We start from the raw sequence: 19,329 nt of genomic DNA on the forward strand, positions 1-19,329 counted from the left end.
CTCTGCCAGCCTCGCAGCACGCGAGGCCTCCCGGTGCTGACGACCGTCAGTATCGCACCTTCCCGCCAGAGTCAGCTGCCCGATGCCAGCGCCGGCTCCGGCTGCCGGGGCCGCTCCGCCGCATTCAGGCACAGCAAGCCCGCCAGGGCGAACAGCAGGCCGAGCAGCATGCCCGGCGCCAGCGGCTCGTCGAAACAGGCCCAGGCCCACAGCAGCGCCACTGGCGGACTCAGGTAGAGCGCGCCACTCACCGCCTGGGGGCTGCCCTGGCGCAGGCACAGCCAGTAGAGGCCGAAGCCGAGCAGGGTCGGGATCAACAACCAGAGCACCGCCAGGGCGAAGCCGAGGGTCAGCGGTGGGGTCAGCGGACCTTCCACCCCGGCCACCCCCAGCATCACCAGACTGCTGGCCGCCAGCTGGATGAACAGCTGCGTCCGCAACGCCAGTCGGCTCGGCGGCACGCGACTCTGCACCAGGGTCGCCAGCGCCAGGGCCAGGGCGCTGCCCAGCGGCAGGGCGTAGGCCCAGCCGGGGGCCACGCCCAGTCCCACGCCCGCGCCGGTGGCCAGCAGGACGCCCGTCAGGCCCAGGCCCAGGCCGAGCCACTGGCGCCCGTTGGTGCGCTGGCCCGGCAGCAGGCAGCAACCCAGGGCCACCAGCAGCGGCGACAGATCCGACAGCAGCGCCGCCAGCCCGGGTGAGACGCCCAGTTCGATGGCCTTGGCGGCCGGCCCTGCCGCTCCGGCGAAGGCCAGCACGCCGATGCCCGCCTGCTGGCCGATGATCTTCAGCGGCAATCGCCGCACCTCGGCCCAGGCGAAGGGCAGCAGCAGCACGGCGGCCAGCAGCAGGCGCCAGAAGGTCACCAGCAGGGTAGGGGCCTGGTCCGCTGCGTAGCGATAACCAACGAAACCGGCGCTCCAGCACAGCACCAGGGCGAGCTGGCGCAGCAGCGGGGAAGACAGGATGGCAGGCATGGCCGGGCTCCAGATGACGGGATGCCTTGAGCCTGGCCCAGGGTAGTAATACACTCAAACGACATTATCGGTAGCTATGGTTCGATAAAAACGCATCATGCCTGCACCTCTCGATATCGACGTCCTGCGTACCTTCCACACCATCGTGCGGCTGGGGCAGTTTCGCGCCGCCTCCTTGCAGCTCAATCGCAGTCCTTCGGCGGTGAGCAGCCAGATCCGCCGACTGGAGGAGCAGACCGGCGGCCGGCTGTTCGAGCGGGACAACCAGGCGGTGACCCTGACCCCGCTCGGGCGCCGCGTGCTGCTGGAGACCGCCGACCTGCTGCAGGCCCATGACCGCATCCTCGCCGGTCTCACCGGCCAGCCGGTGGTGGGCGAGGTGCGCCTGGGCGTGGCCGAGGACTATGCCGCCCGCCTGCTCAAGGCCGTGCTGCCGCGCTTGCAGGGCGAGCATCCCGGGATCGTCCTGCAGGTGCTGACCGGCAACAGCAGCCAGCTCCGGCGCTGGCTCGGCCAGGGCCTGCTGGACCTGGCGCTGCTGGTGGGACCGCCCCGCACCGATCGGGCGGACGGCCAGAGGTTCGGCCATACCCAGCCGGTGTGGGTCGCCGGTCCCGGACTGCAGCTGAGCCCGGACGCCAGCGTGCCCCTGGCGCTGCACGGCGAGGGCTGCAGCTATCGCGAACTGGGCATCGACCTGCTGATCCGCCAGGGCCGGCGCTGGCATGCGGTGGTGACCAGTGCCGCCTCTTCGGCATTGGAAGCGGCGGTCGAGCTGGGCCAGGCCGTGGCCATCACCGACCGGGCGCGCATGACCCCGCCGATGCGCGAACTGACGCCGGAAGAGGGCTTTGCGCAACTGCCGGTGCACGAGCTGCGGCTGGCCTCGCCGCCCGGTGAGCGCAGCCCCGCCTGCGCCTCTCTGGCCGGGCTGATCGCCGAGGATTTTCGCCTCTAGCCAGGCGGCGCGAGGTTTGACCGGGCGACCGCGCAGCCACTAAGGTGCCGGCCCTGGCGCGCGACCTGCCGCCTGTCGATTCGTCGTTCCGCCTGGAACGGACACCTCCCGAGACCACTCGGACCCTCTGCGACCGCCTGAGCTGTTGCCTCCCGAGATATCCGGGATCGGCCCCTACATCCGGCCCGTTACCGCCGCTCCTGTCCGCTTTTTCTGGAATATCCCGCTGTCATGACTGCCCCACCCGCCATCCCCCGTCTCATCTATCTGCTGGCCCTGACCATCTTCGCGCTGACCACCGCCGAATTCATGGTGGCCGGCATGATGCCGGCGCTGGCCGCCGATCTCGGCGTCTCCATTGGCCAGATCGGCTATCTGATCTCCTGGTATGCCCTGGGCATGGCCCTGGGCGGCCCGCCGCTGACCCTGTTGCTGCTGGCCCTGCGCTTGGCGGAAAAATCGGCGCTGCTGTGGCTGCTGGCGCTCTATCTGGTGGGCGCCGTGGTCGCCGCGCTGGCGGCCAGCTATTCGGTGATGGCGGCAGGGCGGGTGCTCATGGGCATCGCCAGCTCCGCCAGCATCGGCCTGTGCCTGACCCTGGGCGCCAACCTGGTCACGCCGGATCGCCGCGGCCGGGCGGCCTCGCTGATCCTGTCCGGCCTCATGCTGGCGCCGGTATTCGGAGTGCCGGGCACGGTGCTGATCGAGCAACTGGCCGGCTGGCGCGCCAGCTTCTGGGCGGTCGCCCTGCTGGCGGCCTGCTGCACCCTGCTGGTCGGCCTGTGCGTGCCGCGCACGCCGGCGCGCGTGGCCGGGCAGTTGGGCGGTGAACTGCGCACCCTGGTCAGCGCCCGGCTCTGGGCGGCCTACCTCACCAGCGGCCTGATCATCGGCGCGACCTTCGCCGGTTTCAGCTACTTCTCGCCCATCCTCATCCAGGTGACGGGCTTCGCGTCCACCACCATTCCCTGGTTGCTGATGGGGTACGGCCTCGCCAACGTGCTGGGCAATCTGCTGGTGGGCCGCCTGGCCGATCGCTACACCCTCAAGGTGCAGGGCGTCGGGCTGGCGGTGCTGGCGCTGGGCTTCGCCCTGTTCGTCAGCTGCGCCGAGAATGCCGCGGCCAGCCTCCTGGCCCTGGCGCTGATCGGCCTGACCGGAGTGGCGCTCAACCCGGCCATGGTCGCCCGGGTCATGGCCGCGGCCACCCCAGGGCCCCTGGTCAACACCCTGCATACCTCGGTGATCACCGCGGGCCTGGCAGTGGGGGCCTGGGCCGGCGGCGCGGCCATCGATGCCGGCCAGGGCCTGCGCGCGCCCCTGTGGGTTGGCCTGGGAATGGCGCTGCTGGGTGTGCTGAGCCTGGTGCCCAGCCTGGTGCAGCGGCTGACCCTGGCGCCGCCGCCCGCGAGTCGCTGCTAGCGCCTGGCAGCTGGCCGCGCCAGGCTGCCGCCGCGCTGCCAGGGGTTTTGCCCGCGAAAGGCTCTACGACGGTCCTTTCGGCGGGACCGTGCGTGCTGTCTTCGCTGTAGCCTGACTGTCATCTCTGCCTGGCATGTTGCCTTTCGAACAGGAAGGCGCGATTTCGCGCCTTCGATCCTCAGGCTATCGATAAGGGCGGCACAGACATGCAGGCTTCGCTTCGCGGTATGACGTTGGGATTGGTACTCGGGCTGGTGAGTAGCGGCCCGGTGTGGGCGGCGACGCCCATTCCCTTCTGGCATTCAATGGATGCGGAGCTTGGCAAGGAGGTCGATTCCCTGGCCCAGCGCTTCAACCAGGCGCACCCGGAATTCCAGGTACAGCCGGTGTACAAGGGTGACTACGAGCAGAATCTGGCCGCTGGCATCGCGGCCTTCCGGACCGGCAAGCCGCCGGCCATTCTGCAGGTCTACGAGGTGGGCACCGCGACCATGATGGCCTCCCGGGCCATCGAGCCGGTCTACCAGGTGTTCAAGGACGCGGGCCTGAAGCTGGATGAAGCGGGCTTCGTACCCACCGTCGCCAGCTACTACAGCGACGCCAAGACCGGTCAACTGCTGTCCATGCCGTTCAACAGTTCCACCCCGGTGCTCTACTACAACAAGGCCGCCTTCAAGCAGGCCGGCCTCGATCCGGAAGCGCCGCCCAAGACCTGGAAGGACCTGGCGGAGGACAGCGCCAAGCTGCGCGCCGCCGGTCTCAAGTGCGGCTACACCAGCGGCTGGCAGAGCTGGGTGCAGCTGGAAAACTTCAGCGCCTGGAACGGCCTGCCCTTCGCCAGCCGGGACAACGGCTACCTGGGGACCGATGCCGTGCTGGACTTCAACCAGGCGCCCCAGGTCAAGCACATCGCCCTGTTGCAGGAGATGGGCAAGCGCGGTGACTTCACCTACGTCGGCCGCAAGGACGAACCCACGGAGAAGTTCTACAACGGCGACTGCGCCATGCTGACCACCTCGTCCGGCTCGCTGGCCAACATCCGCCACTACGCCAAGTTCGACTTCGGCGTGGCCATGATGCCCTACGACGGCGACCTCAAGGGCGCTCCCCAGAACGCCATCATCGGCGGCGCCAGCCTCTGGGTGTTCAAGGGTCAGGATGCCGCGGTGAAGCGCGGCGTGGCCGAATTCCTCGCCTTCCTGGCGCAGCCGGAGATCGCCGCCGAATGGCACCAGCAGACCGGCTACCTGCCGATCACCAAGGCGGCCTACGACCTGACCCGCGAGCAGGGCTTCTACAGCAAGAATCCGGGGGCGGACATCGCCACCCGGCAGATGCTGAACAAGCCGCCACTGGCCTTCACCAAGGGCCTGCGCCTGGGCAACATGCCGCAGATCCGCGCGGTGATCGACGAAGAGCTGGAAAGCGTCTGGACCGGCAAGCAGGCCCCGCAGCAGGCGCTGGATACTGCCGTGCAGCGCGGCAACGTGCTGTTGCGCCGCTTCGAGAAATCCACCCAGTAAGCCTGGGGTCCGCCCTGGCGGCGCCTGCCGACGAGTGCCGGCGCCGCTCCTCTTTTCGCGACGATGCGTGCGCCTATGTCCACATCCCGTCAGGTCTTTCCTTCCGGCTGGCTGCCCTATGCGCTGCTCGCGCCGCAGCTGGCGATCACCGCCGTGTTCTTTCTCTGGCCCGCCGGCAAGACGCTCTGGTACTCGTTGCAGAGCGTCGATCCCTTCGGCCTGTCCAGCCAGTTCGTCGGCCTCGACAACTTCCGTCAGCTGTTCCAGGACCCGCTGTATCTGGCCTCCTTCTGGACCACCCTGACCTTCAGCGCCCTGGTGACCGGCTGCGGCCTGCTGGTGTCCCTGGTCCTCGCCGCCCTGGTCGATCTGGTGGTGCGTGGCAGCCGGATCTACCAGACCCTGCTGCTGCTGCCCTATGCGGTGGCCCCGGCCATTGCCGCGGTGTTGTGGATCTTTCTGTTCAACCCCGGTCTCGGTCTGCTCACCCTGTTGCTGGAGCGCTACGGCTATCACTGGAACCACGCCCAGAACGCCGGTCAGGCGCTGTTCCTGGTGGTGCTCGCTTCGGTGTGGAAGCAGATCAGCTACAACTTCCTGTTCTTCTTCGCCGCGCTGCAATCCATCCCGCGCTCGCTGCTGGAAGCTGCCGCCATCGACGGCGCCGGGCCGCTGCGCCGCTTCCTGCAGCTGTCGCTGCCGCTGATCGCGCCGGTCAGCTTCTTCCTGCTGGTGGTCAACCTGGTCTACGCCTTCTTCGACACCTTTCCGGTGATCGACGCGGCCACCGGCGGCGGACCGGTGCAGGCCACCACCACCCTGATCTACAAGATCTATCGCGAGGGCTTCACCGGACTCGATCTCGCCGCCTCCGCCGCCCAGTCGGTGGTGCTGATGCTGCTGGTCATCGTGCTCACGGTGGTGCAATTCCGCTACGTCGAACGCCGGGTGCGCTATCAATGATCGAGAATCGTCGCGGGCTGACGCTGCTGTGCCACCTGATGCTGGTACTGGGCATCGGCGTCATCCTCTTTCCGCTCTATGTGGCCTTCGTGGCCGCCACCCTCGACGACCGGGCGGTGTTCGCCACGCCCATGAGCCTGATTCCGGGGCGCCATCTCTGGGACAACCTCAGCCTGATCTGGACCCAGGGCGTGAGCAACAGCACCGCACCCTTCTGGCTGCTGCTGCTCAACAGCTTCCTGATGGCGCTGGGCATCACCCTGGGCAAGCTGTCGGTCTCCATCCTCTCGGCCTTCGCCATCGTCTGGTTCCGCTTTCCGCTGCGCCCCCTGGCTTTCTGGCTGATCTTCATCACCCTGATGCTGCCGGTGGAGGTGCGCATCTTTCCCACCGTGGACACCATCGGCCATCTCGGAATGCTGGACAGCTACGCCGGTCTGACCCTGCCGCTGATGGCCTCGGCCACCGCCACCTTCCTGTTCCGCCAGTTCTTTCTGACGCTGCCCGAGGAATTGCTCGAAGCGGCGCGCATCGATGGCGCCTCGCCGCTGCGCTTCTTCCGCGACATCGTCCTGCCGCTGTCGCGGACCAACCTGGCGGCGCTGTTCGTCATCACCTTCATCTACGGCTGGAACCAGTACCTCTGGCCGCTGCTGATCGTCAGCAACCCCGACCTCGGCACGGCCGTGGCGGGCATTCGCGGCATGCTCTCGCTCGGCGAACGGGTGCCGCAATGGAACCAGGTGATGGCAGCCATGCTGCTCACCCTGATCCCGCCGGTGGCGGTGGTAATGGTCATGCAACGCGCCTTCGTGCGCGGTCTGGTGGATAGCGAAAAGTAACCATGGCAAACCTCGAACTCAGGACCGTTTCCAAGAGCTGGAACGGCGGCAAGACCCAGGTCATCCAGCCCCTCGATCTGCAGGTGGCGGATGGCGAATTCATCGTGCTGGTGGGGCCTTCGGGCTGCGGCAAGTCCACCCTGCTGCGGCTGGTGGCCGGGCTGGAGCGGGTCAGCGCCGGCAGCATCCATATCGGTGGCCGGGACGTCACCGCGCTGGAACCCAAGGCGCGCGGCATCGCCATGGTGTTCCAGAACTACGCCCTCTATCCGCACATGAGCGTGGCCGAGAATCTGGCCTGGGGTCTCAAGATCGCCGGACTCGGCCGTGCCGAGATCGCCACCCGGGTCAAGGAGGCGGCGCGCATTCTGGAACTCGATGGCCTGCTCGAACGGCGGCCGCGAGAGCTGTCCGGCGGCCAGCGCCAGCGGGTGGCCATGGGCCGCGCCCTGGTGCGTGATCCGGCGGTGTTCCTGTTCGACGAGCCGCTGTCCAACCTGGACGCCAAGCTGCGGGTGCAGATGCGCCTGGAATTGCAGCAGCTGCACCAGCGGCTCAATACCACCAGCCTCTATGTCACCCATGACCAGGTGGAGGCCATGACCCTGGCCCAGCGGGTGGTGGTGATGCAGGCGGGGGTGGTCGAGCAGCTCGGCACCCCGGTGGAGGTCTACGAACGTCCGGCCACGCGCTTCGTCGCCAGCTTCATCGGCAGTCCGGCGATGAATCTGCTGGACGGCCAGGTCGACGCCGCTGGCAGCCACTGCGAAGTGCCGGGCGGTCTGCGCCTGCCGCTGGGGCCGGGCTATCACCATCTGGCCGGACGTCCGGTCTGCCTGGGCATCCGGCCCGAGCACCTGCAGCCCTGCGGCGTTTCGGAGCAGGGCCTGCCCCTGGTGGTCCGCACCCTGGAGATCCTCGGCGCCGACAACCTGGCGCATGGGCGCTGGGGCGAGCAGGCGCTGGTGGTGCGCCTGCCCCATCAGCAGCGGCCGGCGCCGGGCCACGTCCTGCAGCTGCGCGCGCCGGAGGAGCACCTGCACCTGTTCGATGCCGCCTCCGGTCAGCGCCTCGATCCCCGGCGCTAGGCACGCCGGTCCGGTCAGGGCGCGGGGCGGTTTCCCTCAGGCGCCCCGGAGAGGATACTGCGCCCTTTGCCGCTCTGACCGCCGATACCCATGGAAAACCTCCCGCTGTTCGATCTGCCCGCCGCTGCCCCCGAGGAAAAACCCAAGCCCAGACGTGTTCGAAAGTCTGCTTCCGCGAGCGGTCTGCGTCTGCTGCACACCTCCGACTGGCACCTGGGGCAGCATTTCCTCGGGCGCACCCGCGAGGCCGAGCATCGCGCCTTTCTCGCCTGGCTGGTCGACCAGGTGGCGGAGCAGGCGGTGGACGTGGTGCTGGTGGCAGGCGACATCTTCGACACCGCCACCCCGCCGAGCTATGCCCGCGAGCTGTACAACGGCTTCATCGTCGCCCTGCGCGGCACCGGCGCCAGCCTGGTGGTGCTGGGCGGCAACCATGATTCCGCTGCAGTGCTGGCCGAGTCCCGCGAATTGCTGGCCTGCCTGGACACCCGGGTGATCCCCTGCGTCAGCGAGACGCCAGCCGACCAGCTGCTGGAATTGCGCCGCCGCGACGGCGAGATCGGCGCACTGCTCTGCGGCATTCCCTTCGTGCGACCGCGTGACGTGGTGCAGAGCCAGGCCGGACAGAGCGCCGAGGAAAAGCGCCAAGCGCTGCAACAGGCCATCCAGGGGCACTATGCCGAGTTGTACGCTCTGGCCGAGGCGCGCCGCGCCGAACTGGGCGTTGCCTTGCCGATCATCGCCACCGGCCATCTGACCACCGTGGGCGCCAGCACCAGCGAGTCGGTACGGGAGATCTATGTCGGCAGCCTCGACGCCTTTCCCACCAGCGCCTTTCCGCCGGCGGACTACATCGCCCTTGGCCATATCCATCGCCCCCAGCGGGTCGGCGGCCTGGAGCAGGTGCGCTACAGCGGCTCGCCGCTGTGCCTCAGCTTCGATGAGGAGCGCGCCAAGGAGGTCCTGCTGGTGGAGTTCGGCGCGACCCTGGAGCGGGTGACGCCCGTGGCGGTGCCCTGTTTCCAGCCGCTGGCCGTGGTGCAGGGCACCCTCGACACCCTGGGCGCCGCCCTGGTCGAGGCAGCGGCCGACGGCCGCCCCGAGTGCCCGGTGTGGGCCGAGGTGGTGGTGGCCGGTGACGACTACCTGGCCGATCTGCAGCCGCGCATCTCCGCGCTGGTGGCCGAGTTGCCGCTCGACGTGCTGCGGGTAAGGCGCGCGCGCAGCGCCATCGCGCCCACCCTGCAGGGTACCCAGCGCGAAACGCTGGAAGAGCTCAGCCCGCTGGATGTCTTCAGCCAGCGCCTGGCCGAAGAGACCCTGGACGACGACCTGCGTACCCGGCTGGAAAGCCTTTATCGCGAGGTTCTCGGCGAGTTGCCCGCCTGATCGCAGCGAAACGCGTCCATCGGACGGTATTTCTCCTCCGGAACAAGGCCCGCTGCCCCGGGGTCACCCTCTCTATGTAGCCCATATCGGAGGAGACCCCAATGCACGACCTGTCGCAACCCCTCGCCGCCACGCGTCACGCACGTTCCGACAACCAAGTTCCCAATGTCCAGGGCACCGAACGCCTGGTGTCCCTGCTTGGCGGTGGTCTGCTGATCCTTGGCGGCCTGCGCCGCGGTGGCCTCACCGGCTGCGTGAAGCTGGCGCTGGGCGCCATGGCCCTCAGTCGCGGCGTCCGCCAGCGTTGCGAGCTCAAGGCCGCGCTGCAGCCATCACCTTTCGAACAGGCCCTGGCCGAGCGCTGGGGCTGGCGCAATCCCACCGCCATCCAGCGCAGCGTCACCATCGCCAAGCCGCGTGAGGAGGTGTTCGCCTACTGCACCGACCTGCAGCACCTGCGCGCGCTGCTGCCCTTCGTCGACCGCATCGAGCTGGGCGCCGATGGCGACAGTCACTGGCATGCCTCCGGTCCCCTGGGGCGCACCCTGAGCTGGACGCTGGAGCAGAGCGAGCGCCGCGAGAACGAATTCCTGCTGTGGAGCACCGTGCCCGGCACCTTCATGGCGCACAAGGCCAGTCTGACCTTCAGCGACGCACCCCAGGGCCGCGGTACCCTGGTCCAGGCCGTACTGGCCTGCGAAGCCCCGGTCGGCCTGCTCGGTCATGCCGTCACCGAAGGGATCAGCCGCTTCACCGGCAAGGCGGTCAATCTCGGCCTGCGCCGGCTCAAGCAGCAACTGGAAACCGGCGAGATCGCCACCCCCGAGGTCTCCCGCAGCGGTCGCCCGTTGGCGCCGCCTCATCCGCCGGTGACTCGCCCGGCCGACGAACCCCAGGCCGACATCAATGCCGGCCTGGGCACTCAGGCGAGGTCCGAATAATGCGTGCCCTGACCTGGCAAGCCCCCAATCGTCTGCAGGTGGAAACCGTCCCGGACCCGGAGATCCTCAATCCGCGCGACGCCATCGTGCGCATCATCATGTCCTCGGTGTGCGGTTCGGACCTGCACCTGCTGGGCGGCTACGTCCCGGCGATGAAGCCTGGCGACATCATCGGCCATGAATTCCTCGGCGAGATCGTCGAACTGGGCAGCAGCCTGCGTAACCAGGGCCTGGCCGTTGGCGACCGGGTGGTGACCGTCTCCATCATCGGTTGCGGTGACTGCGAGCACTGCCAGCGCGAGGATTACAACTGCTGCGACAACAGCAACCCCAAGCCCGAGATGACCGAGCTGGCCTATGGGCAGCCCTGTTCCGGCATCTTCGGCTACAGTCATGCCTTCGGCGGCTATGCCGGCAGCCACGCCACCTACGTGCGGGTGCCCTATGCCGACGTCAATCTGTTCAAGGTGCCTGACGGCGTCAGCGATGCCCAGGCGGTGTTCGTGTCCGATGCCGTGCCCACCGGCTACTACGCCGCCGACATCGCCGACATCCAGCCTGGCGATACCGTGGCGGTCTGGGGGTGTGGCGGCGTTGGCCAGATGGCCATTCGCAGCGCCTACCTGCTGGGCGCCGAGCGGGTGATCGCCATCGATCGCTTCAGCGATCGCCTGCAGCTGGCGGCCGAGAAGGCCGGCGCCATCGTCCTCGATTACGAGACCACCAACATCCATGAGGCGCTGCTGGAGCTGACCGGTGGCCGTGGCCCGGATCGCTGCATCGATTGCGTCGGCATGGAGGCCCACGGTACCCAGGTCGACTATGCCTACGACAAGACCAAGCAGCTGCTGCGCCTGCATACCGAGCGCGGATCGGCGCTGCGCCAGGCCATCCGTGCCTGTCGCAAGGGCGGTACGGTGTCGGTAATCGGCGTCTATGGCGGGGTGATCGACAAGTTTCCCATGGGCGCCATCGTCAACAAGGCCCTGACCCTGAGATCGGGCCAGCAGCCGGGGCAGCGCTATGTGGAGCGGCTGTTCGAACACATCCAGAAGGGCGAGCTGGATCCGTCTTACCTGCTCACCCATCCGATGAGCCTGGAAGAGTCGCCCTACGGCTACGAGCTGTTCAAGTCCAAGGACAGGAACTGCATGAGGGCGGTGTTCATGCCGTGAGGGGCAGCCCGGCGATCCCAGGATCGGCGGGCTCTTTATCCGCTAGACCAGCCAGGTCGCCAGCGGCTGCCACAGCGCGGCGACCTTGTGGCCGCCACTGCAGCTGACCAGCGCCAGGGTGCCCACACCGACCAGCAGGGGCATGCCGAGGAAATCGAAGGGAGAGAGGGGCGAGCGCACGACGGATCCTCCGGGAAACGTGATTGCAGAGCGATACCTTGCAGTTGAGAGCGGGGGGCGAAGCAAGTTCAGCGGTGGGCACGACCATAGGTCGAGTGGTCGGTTGGCATGGGCGAGCGGGCCCAACAATGCCAGAATTGGCGGTTCGCCGAGTCGTCCTGGAAAAGCCCGATGAAGATCCTCACCCTGCGCCTGAAGAACCTCAATTCCCTCAAGGGTGAGTGGAAGATCGACTTCACCGCCGAACCCTTCGCCAGCAGTGGCCTGTTCGCCATCACCGGACCGACCGGGGCGGGCAAGACCACCCTGCTGGACGCCATCTGCCTGGCGCTCTATCACCGCACGCCGCGCATGAGCAAGGTGGGTGGGGAGAGCAACGAACTCATGACCCGCCACACCGGCGACTGCCTCGCCGAGGTGGAATTCGCCGTGCGTGGCGAGCGCTATCGAGCCTTCTGGAGCCAGCGACGCGCCCGCGACCGCGCCGATGGCGCCCTGCAGCCACCCAAGGTGGAACTGGCCAGGCTCGACGGCAGCATTCTCGCCGAAAAGACCGGCGACAAGCTCAGACTTACCGAGGAACTCACCGGCCTCGACTTCGAGCGCTTCACCCGCTCCATGCTGCTGGCCCAGGGGGGCTTCGCCGCCTTTTTGGAAGCCAGTGCCAGCCAGCGTGCCGAACTGCTGGAAGAGCTGACCGGCACCGCCGTGTACGGGCAGATCTCCCAGCGGGTGTTCGAGCGCGCGCGGGAGGCCAAGGGCGTCCTGGAGGGCCTGCGCCAGCGCGTCGCCGGGGTCGAGGTGCTGGACGCCGAACGCCGCCAGGCGCTGGCCGCCGAGGGCAGCGGCCTGGCGCAGCGCGAAGAGCGACTGGGCGCAGACCTCAAGACCTGGCAGGCCCAGCGCCAGTGGCTGTCCGCCGTGGAGCAGACGGCGGCGGACGAGCAGCAGGCCCAGGCGCGCCTGGCCGCGGCGCAGCAGGCCTGGGAGGCCGCCGAGCCGCAACGTCAGCGGCTGGCGGCGGCCGAACCGGCGGCCCGGTTGCTGCCCGTCGAGCAGGCCTGGCGCGAGGCCGCGGCACGTGAACAGCGCAGCCGGGACGAACTGGCACAGCTCGATCAGCGGATCCAGACCCTGGCCAGTCGCCGCGACGCCGCCCTGGCCCAGGCCCTGGGAGCCAGTGGCGAACAACTGCGCCAGGCCGAGGCGGAGCAGGCGCAGGCGCTGGACGAACAGCAGCATCTAGAGCTGAGCCTGGCCGAGCGCAGTAGTCATGCCGAACTTGGCGAACGCCTGGGCGACTGGCGCAGCCAGCTGGCCCTGCGCGACGAAAGAGCCGAGGCCCTGGCGCGCCTGACGCGCCGCCAGGAGGAGCAGACCCGGCAGCTGCAGCTGCTGGCCGAGGAACGCGAAGCCCAGCAGGAGGCGGTGACGCGGGCACGCGAGCAGGCCGCCCAGGCCCAGGCGACGGAGCAGGCCCAGCGCGAACGCTGGCAGGCCGCGCTGGACGGCCGCGACGAAAAGGCCTGGCGTGCCCTCTGGCAGGCCACGCTGGGCCGGGTCAACGAGGTGGATCAGCTGGATCAGCTGGTCGAGCGCCGGCGCCAGCTGCAGACCCAGGTGGAGCGTCTGGCCCGCAGCCAGGATGAGCGTCAGCGCCAGCATGGCGATCACCAGGTGCGCCTGGACGCCCTGCGCGGGCGCTATCGCGAGGTGGCCCAGCAGGTGCGCGAGCGCGAGAAGCTGCTCGAACAGGAAAGGGTCATCCGCAGTCTCGAGGCCCAGCGCGCCGAATTGCAGCCCGACGAACCCTGTCCGCTGTGCGGTTCCCGTGATCACCCTGCGGTGGCCGACTATGCCGCGCTGGACGTCTCCGCCACCCAGACCGCCCTGCAGGACGCCAAGACCGAACTGGAGCGCCTGACCCAGGAGGGCAAGGAGCTCAGCGAAGCCCTGGCCGCGCTCAAGGCGCAACTGGATCAGGCCACCGAACAGCAGACCGAGGCCAGTCAGCAGCTGGAGCAACTGGGCGAACTCTGGCGTCAGCGTTGCACGGCCCTGGGTGCCGATCCTGAGGTGCCTGGCGCGGTGGCCGAATTGCGCCGCCGTCAGGACCAGGAGCTGGCGCGCATCCAGCAGGTGCTCGCCACCCTGGATGGCCTGCGTCAGCAAGGCGAGGAAGGCCGCAACGAAGCCCAGCGCCTGGCGCGTCAACAGGCCGATGCCGAACAGCGCCAGGCGCTGGCCGAGGCGGCCTGGGAGCGAGCGCAGCAAAGTCTGGCGGAGGGTGCCAGGGAACAGCGGGAGGCCGAGGCGCAACAGGCCACGGCAGAGCGCCAGTTGGGCGCGGAGCTGGCGCGCTGGGGACATGAGGTGCCCAGTCGTGCCGGCGAATGGCTGACGCTGCGCGAGCAGGAGTGGCGCCGCTGGCAGGCCGATCGCCAGCGAGCGCAGGAACTGCAGCAGCACCTGAAGGACATTGCCCAGCGCCTGGCCACCCTCGTGCCGCTGGTCGAGACCTGGCGCCAGCGCGCCGGCGAGGTCGCCGCCGTCCCGGTAGCGCCGGAGGCCGCTGCGGCCGTGCTCGCGGAGGCGACCGCGACCTGGGAAGACTGCCGTGAGCAGGGTGCGGCGCTGCAGGGCAGCCACCAGGCGCTGCACGAGCGACTGGCGGGCGAGGTGCAGCTGGCCAGCGAAGCCGGCGTCCGTTGGCAGACCGCTCTGGCCGCCAGCGCCTTCGCCGACGCCGACGCCTGGCGCGCCGCACAACTGGACGACCACGAGCACAGCGCTCTGACGCTGGAGCGCACCCGTCTCGAGACCGGTCTGACCGAGGCGCGCGCCCTGGCCGGTGCGGCGCAGGAACGCCTGAACACCCTGAACGCCGAGCCGCAGACCGAGCGCAGCGCCGCCGAGCTGGATGCCGAACTGGCCGCCGCCGGCGCCGAATTGCGCGCCCTGGGCCAGCGCCAGGGCGAGGTCAACGCCGCCCTGCGCGAAGACGAGCGCCGCCGCGATGGTCTGCAGGCCCTGCTCGGCGAGATCGCCGCCCAGGAGCGCGATCACGACCTCTGGCAGCACCTCAACGGTCTGATCGGCTCGGCCGACGGCGCCAAATTCCGCAAGTTCGCCCAGGGCCTGACCCTGGATCACCTGGTGCATCTCGCCAATGGTCAGCTGATGCGCCTGCACGGTCGCTATCGACTCTTCCGGCGCCAGGCCGCCGAGCTGGAATTGCAGATCCTCGACACCTGGCAGGCCGATGCCCTGCGCGACATCCGTACCCTCTCCGGTGGCGAGAGCTTTTTGGTGAGCCTGGCCCTGGCGCTGGCCCTGTCGGATCTGGTCAGCCAGCGCACCGGCATCGACTCGCTGTTTCTCGACGAAGGCTTCGGTACCCTCGATGGCGAAACCCTGGAGGTCGCCCTGGATGCCCTCGATCAGCTCAATGCCAGCGGCAAGACCATCGGCATCATCAGCCACGTGGAGGCGCTCAAGGAGCGCATCCCGGTGCAGCTCAAGGTGCGCAAGGGCGTCGGTCTGGGCCATAGCGGTCTGGAGCGGCGCTATGCCGTGGAGAAAAACGCGACCGAGTGAGTAATTTTTCCGGCGCAGTGGTCGAAGCCCAGCGCGAAGCGAAACGATGAAACTGTTAACGTAGACAGGTTCGTCGTTTCTGCTGGCGTTATGACATCTCCTTCTCCTACCGGCCACCTACCCACCATGTCCCAATTTCTTGCCGTCGGCCTGTTCGAATACGATCCCAGCCGCGCCGAGTGGCGCGCGGATGCCGCGTGTGCGGCCATGCTGGAACGGGACGCCGAGGCGCTGGCCCGGGGCCTTTCGCCCGCCGAGCTGCTCAGCGGGCTGCAGAGTCGCAGCGCACCGCCCGAGGGGCTGCTGCCCGCCGCGGGCCAGGTCTGGGAGGCCTGGCGCCAGGGCACCGATGGCCAGTTGCGCTGCCTGCAATTCCAGCGGCGCGAGGCCGGTGGCGTACTGCTCGACATCACCGCGCAGCGACGCCATGAAGCCGAGCTCTGGCAGGGCGAGGCCTTCAAGCGCAGCGTCATGGTCTGCAGCGTTGACTGCATCAAGCTGATCGATCTGGAAGGGCGTCTGGAATACATGAATCCGGGCGGCCTGGTGGTCATGGAGATCGACGACTTCATTCCCTTCCAGGGCCGTCCCTGGGCCGAACTCTGGCCCGAAGGGCAGCGCCATGAGGTGACCGCCGCCATCGAGGCGGCGCGGCAGGGCGGCATCGGGCGCTTCACCGGGCTGGCACCCACGGCGAAGGGCACCCGGCGCTGGTGGGACGTGGTGGTCACGCCGATCCTGGGCGATGACGGCCAGCCCCTGAGATTCCTCTCCATTTCCCGCGATGTCAGCGAAGCCGTCCACACTCGCGAAGCCCTGGACGAACTCAATCGCAACCTCGAGGAGCGCATCGAGATACGCAGCCAGGAGCTGATGGCCCTGGAAGAGGAGCTGCGCCAGGCGCAGAAGATGGAGGCCATCGGCCAACTCACCGGCGGCATCGCCCACGACTTCAACAACCTGCTGACCGGCATCGTCGGCTCGCTCGATCTGATGCGTCGCCGGGTGCAGCAGGGGCGCATCCAGGAGCTGGAGCGCTACCTAGACACCGCCACCCGCTCGGCCGAGAACGCCGCGGCCCTGACCCAGCGCCTGCTGGCCTTTGCCCGCCGTCAGGTACTCGAACCCCGTCCGGTGGATGCCGGCCAGCTGGTGCAGGGCATGCACGAATTGCTGCGTCACAGCCTGGGCAAGAAGATCCGCAAGGACGTCCAGCTCGACGCCGACCTCTGGCTGCTGCACTGCGATCCGCATCAGCTGGAAAACGCCATCCTCAACCTGGCCATCAACGCCCGCGATGCCATGCCCGAGGGCGGCAACCTGAGCATCCGCGTGGACAATGTCAGCGGACCGCTCAGCATCGGCCTGCCGATCGAGACGGTGGCCGGTGATTTCGTCCGTATCCAGGTCTGCGATACTGGCACCGGCATGGACGCCGATACCCTCAAGCGCGCCTGCGAACCCTTCTTCACCACCAAGCCCAGCGGGCGTGGCACCGGACTCGGGCTGTCGATGATCTATGGCTTCGTCCGCCAATCGGGTGGTCAGGTGGAGATCCATTCGGTGGTGGGCGAGGGCACCTGCATCAGCCTCTATCTACCGCGGCTACTGGCTCAGCCCGTGGTGGAGCCCGCGCCCAGCGAAGCCGAAGGTCCGGTCCTGCCGGAGGTCTCCGGTGACTGCGCGCTGATCGTCGAAGAAGAGCGTGAAGTCCGCGTCATCATCGGCGAGGTGCTGGCGGAGCTGGGTTACACGCCCCTGGCTGTCGCCGACAGCGCCACCGCCGTGGCCCTCATCGCCTCGGGCAGCCTGCGTATCGATCTGCTGGTGACCAGTCTCGGCCTCTCCGGGCTGGACGGCCGGCAACTGGCCGAGCAGGCGCGGGCCACCAGCCCCGGGCTGCCGGTGCTCTATCTGTCCGGTCAGGCGGACCCGGCGTCCCTGCCGGAGCTGGCGGAAGAGGGCGTCGAACTCATTGGCAAGCCCTTCGGTCTCGAAGAGCTGGCACGCTGCGTAAGGCGTCTGCGTCCGGGCGGCTGAGCCGATTGCGGCGAACTGTCGCGGCGCTCCAGGGTCGATCCTTTCGTGTCGCAACGTCCGTTGCGGCTGCTGTCGTGTCGACAAGAAAAGGAGCGCTTCATGAAACGCCTGCCACCTGCGCCACCCGCGCGGATGCTCGTCCTGTCCCTGTCCATCGCCTTTCTCGCCGCCTGCGCCCATGAGGGCAGCAAGCCGGAAACCCCGACCTGGAGTTGGCGCGACGCCAGCAACGCCCGCGCCGTGCCGCCGGACCAGGCCTATCCCGAGCTGTTCGCCGCCGTGCAGCAAGGCAAGCTGTTCAGCGACCAGAAGCACTTCGTCGATGCCCTGCCCACGCGCAATCCGGCCGACATCCGCCAGGACTACCTGGCCCAGCGCGACAAGCCGGGCTTCGACCTCAAGGCCTTTGTCAGCGCCAACTTCGAAGAATCCGATCCGATCAAGGCCGCACCGCCCAAGGCGGGGGCCGACCTGCCGACCCACGTCAAGGATCTCTGGCCGGTGCTGACCCGCCACTACGAAGAGGTGCCGGCCTACAGCAGCCTGCTGCCGCTGCCCAAGCCCTATGTGGTGCCGGGTGGACGCTTCCGCGAGGTCTACTACTGGGATTCCTACTTCACCATGCTGGGACTGGCCAAGGACGGGCGCACCGACCTGGTCCGCGACATGGTGGACAACTTCGCCCATGAGATCGACGTCTACGGCCACATCCCCAACGGCAATCGCAGCTACTACCTGAGTCGCTCGCAGCCGCCGTTCTTCGCCTACATGGTCGATCTGCAGGCCAGCCTGGAAGGCGACTCCGCCTATCGCCGCTACCTGCCGCAACTGCAGAAGGAATACGCCTACTGGATGGCCGGGGCCGAAGGCCTGCAACCGGGCCAGGCCAATGCCCATGTGGTCAGGCTGGCCGACGGCACCCTGCTCAATCGCTACTGGGATGCTCGCGATACCCCGCGCCAGGAGTCCTACCTGGAAGACCTGGCCACCGCCGCCCAGGCCAAGGGCCGACCGGCCGGCGAGGTCTATCGCGATCTGCGCGCCGGAGCCGAGAGTGGCTGGGACTTCTCCTCGCGCTGGCTCGGCGATGGCAAGACCCTGGCGACCATCCGCACCACCGCCATCGCCCCGGTGGACCTGAACAGCCTGCTCTATCACCTGGAACAGACCATCGCCAAGGCCTGCGAGAAGACCGGCGAGGCCAGTTGCGTCCAGGCCTACAGCCAGAAGGCCAAGACCCGCCAGCAGGCCATCGACCGCTACCTGTGGAATCCGGCCGGTTACTACACCGACTTCGACTGGCAGGCCAAGCGCCGTACCGACAAGGTTTCCGCCGCTACCCTGTTCCCGCTGTTCGTGGGCGCCGCCAGCCAGAGCAGCGCCGACCAGACCGCCGCGACCGTGGCCAACCAGCTGCTGCGTCCGGGTGGCATCGCCACCACCACGGTCAAGACCGGCCAGCAGTGGGACGAACCCAATGGCTGGGCACCGCTGCAGTGGGTGGCCGTGGACGGCCTGCGTCGCTACCAGCAGGACAAGCTGGCCGCCGACATTGGCACCCGCTTCCTGACCCAGGTGCAGAACCTCTACGCCCGCGAGCAGAAGCTGGTGGAGAAATACGACCTCACCGGCGGCCAGGGCGGCGGCGGCGGCGAGTACGAGCTGCAGGACGGCTTCGGCTGGACCAATGGCGTCACGCTCAAGCTGCTCGAACTCTACAAACCGCAACCCGGCGCGAAATAAGGCCAAAGAAAAGGTCCGCCACGGCGGACCTTTTTCATGGTGTGAACATTTTCAGCTTGGGCTTCGTTACGCTCAACCCAACCTACGGGCTGCTCTTTCCCCCTCTCCCTCCGGGAGAGGGCTGGGGTGAGGGCAATCCCTATGCCAGCTCCATCCGGATACCGACTCCAGGCGTCAAAGCGGATCCACCGGCGGCGCATCGTCCTCGTCGGCCGGCAACTCCGCCGGATGCAGCCCCTCCGGATCTCCGTCCTCGGGCAACGGCAGGATGGCGTTCATCAACTGTACTCCGAATTGCGCGGATTCTTCTGCGGCAGGCGTTCCTCGATCGGCTTGTCATCCGGATCTTCGCCCACGGGCTCTTCGGGATCGGGCGCAATGTCCGGATCGATGTCCAAGTCGTCGGGGTTTTCCTTGATCTGATCGTTCATGCGGCCTCCGCGAGTGGTTGTTAAGCGTTGGGCATAGCCCTCCACGCGAAGTTCGCCACC

The 19,329-nt window shown here is 68.2% G+C and carries 15 protein-coding genes; 12 read left to right on the forward strand and 3 right to left on the reverse strand.

Going from position 1 to position 19,329, the window contains the following annotated elements:
• Positions 1-71: 71 nt before the first annotated feature.
• The gene (locus QE444_RS07900; RefSeq protein ID WP_187978541.1) at positions 72-977 is read right to left on the reverse strand and encodes a DMT family transporter; all 906 of its coding nucleotides are present in this window, start codon (positions 975-977) and stop codon (positions 72-74) included.
• Between the two features lie 97 nt (positions 978-1,074).
• On the opposite strand from QE444_RS07900, the gene QE444_RS07905 reads away from it, so the two are divergent.
• The 9 genes from QE444_RS07905 to QE444_RS07945 all read left to right on the forward strand — a co-directional run bounded on the left by QE444_RS07905 (position 1,075) and on the right by QE444_RS07945 (position 11,278).
• Positions 1,075-1,935, forward strand: coding sequence for a LysR family transcriptional regulator (locus QE444_RS07905; RefSeq protein ID WP_158895281.1), 861 nt, complete (start codon positions 1,075-1,077; stop codon positions 1,933-1,935).
• Positions 1,936-2,166: 231 nt separating this feature from the next.
• Positions 2,167-3,357: an MFS transporter gene (locus tag QE444_RS07910; RefSeq protein ID WP_309737726.1), complete on the forward strand. Its 1,191-nt coding sequence runs from the start codon at positions 2,167-2,169 to the stop codon at positions 3,355-3,357.
• A gap of 206 nt (positions 3,358-3,563) precedes the next feature.
• Positions 3,564-4,880 (forward strand): sn-glycerol-3-phosphate ABC transporter substrate-binding protein UgpB, encoded by a 1,317-nt coding sequence (ugpB, locus tag QE444_RS07915; protein ID WP_133862913.1) that lies wholly within the window; start codon positions 3,564-3,566, stop codon positions 4,878-4,880.
• Between the two features lie 75 nt (positions 4,881-4,955).
• Positions 4,956-5,843, forward strand: coding sequence for a sn-glycerol-3-phosphate ABC transporter permease UgpA (ugpA, locus tag QE444_RS07920; RefSeq protein ID WP_187978544.1), 888 nt, complete (start codon positions 4,956-4,958; stop codon positions 5,841-5,843).
• The gene (gene ugpE / locus QE444_RS07925; RefSeq protein ID WP_273862985.1) at positions 5,840-6,685 is read left to right on the forward strand and encodes a sn-glycerol-3-phosphate ABC transporter permease UgpE; all 846 of its coding nucleotides are present in this window, start codon (positions 5,840-5,842) and stop codon (positions 6,683-6,685) included. Before ugpA ends, ugpE begins: the two co-directional genes overlap by 4 nt.
• A 2-nt stretch (positions 6,686-6,687) precedes the next feature.
• Positions 6,688-7,773 (forward strand): sn-glycerol-3-phosphate import ATP-binding protein UgpC, encoded by a 1,086-nt coding sequence (locus QE444_RS07930; protein ID WP_273862984.1) that lies wholly within the window; start codon positions 6,688-6,690, stop codon positions 7,771-7,773.
• A gap of 183 nt (positions 7,774-7,956) precedes the next feature.
• Positions 7,957-9,162, forward strand: a complete 1,206-nt coding sequence (gene sbcD / locus QE444_RS07935) for an exonuclease subunit SbcD (protein ID WP_309741950.1) — start codon at positions 7,957-7,959, stop codon at positions 9,160-9,162.
• Between the two features lie 101 nt (positions 9,163-9,263).
• Positions 9,264-10,103 carry an SRPBCC family protein gene (locus QE444_RS07940; RefSeq protein WP_309737729.1) on the forward strand — a complete coding sequence of 280 codons (840 nt, stop codon included), beginning with the start codon at positions 9,264-9,266 and terminating at the stop codon, positions 10,101-10,103.
• Entirely contained in the window at positions 10,103-11,278 is a 1,176-nt protein-coding gene (locus QE444_RS07945; protein ID WP_187978548.1) for a zinc-dependent alcohol dehydrogenase, read from the forward strand. Before QE444_RS07940 ends, QE444_RS07945 begins: the two co-directional genes overlap by 1 nt.
• Before the next feature lie 42 nt (positions 11,279-11,320).
• Here QE444_RS07945 and QE444_RS07950 read toward each other — a convergent pair whose 3' ends face one another.
• On the reverse strand, positions 11,321-11,458 hold the full coding sequence (locus QE444_RS07950; protein ID WP_158895263.1) for a hypothetical protein: 138 nt from the start codon (positions 11,456-11,458) through the stop codon (positions 11,321-11,323).
• A 171-nt stretch (positions 11,459-11,629) separates the two neighbouring features.
• Here QE444_RS07950 and QE444_RS07955 point away from each other — a divergent pair, with 171 nt between their 5' ends.
• The 3 genes from QE444_RS07955 (at position 11,630) to treA (ending at position 18,838) form a co-directional block, all read left to right on the forward strand.
• Positions 11,630-15,055, forward strand: a complete 3,426-nt coding sequence (locus QE444_RS07955; protein ID WP_309737733.1) for an AAA family ATPase — start codon at positions 11,630-11,632, stop codon at positions 15,053-15,055.
• Positions 15,056-15,181: 126 nt separating this feature from the next.
• Entirely contained in the window at positions 15,182-17,095 is a 1,914-nt protein-coding gene (locus QE444_RS07960) for a PAS domain-containing sensor histidine kinase (protein ID WP_187978550.1), read from the forward strand.
• 99 nt (positions 17,096-17,194) lie between these two features.
• On the forward strand, positions 17,195-18,838 hold the full coding sequence (gene treA / locus QE444_RS07965) for an alpha,alpha-trehalase TreA (RefSeq protein ID WP_309737735.1): 1,644 nt from the start codon (positions 17,195-17,197) through the stop codon (positions 18,836-18,838).
• 278 nt (positions 18,839-19,116) lie between these two features.
• Here the strand turns inward: treA and QE444_RS07970 are convergent, their stop codons facing one another.
• Positions 19,117-19,269 (reverse strand): hypothetical protein, encoded by a 153-nt coding sequence (locus tag QE444_RS07970; RefSeq protein ID WP_285388731.1) that lies wholly within the window; start codon positions 19,267-19,269, stop codon positions 19,117-19,119.
• Positions 19,270-19,329 lie beyond the last annotated feature (60 nt).

This window comes from Pseudomonas sp. SORGH_AS_0199, from assembly GCF_031453735.1.
Classification (GTDB): domain Bacteria; phylum Pseudomonadota; class Gammaproteobacteria; order Pseudomonadales; family Pseudomonadaceae; genus Chryseomonas; species Chryseomonas aestiva.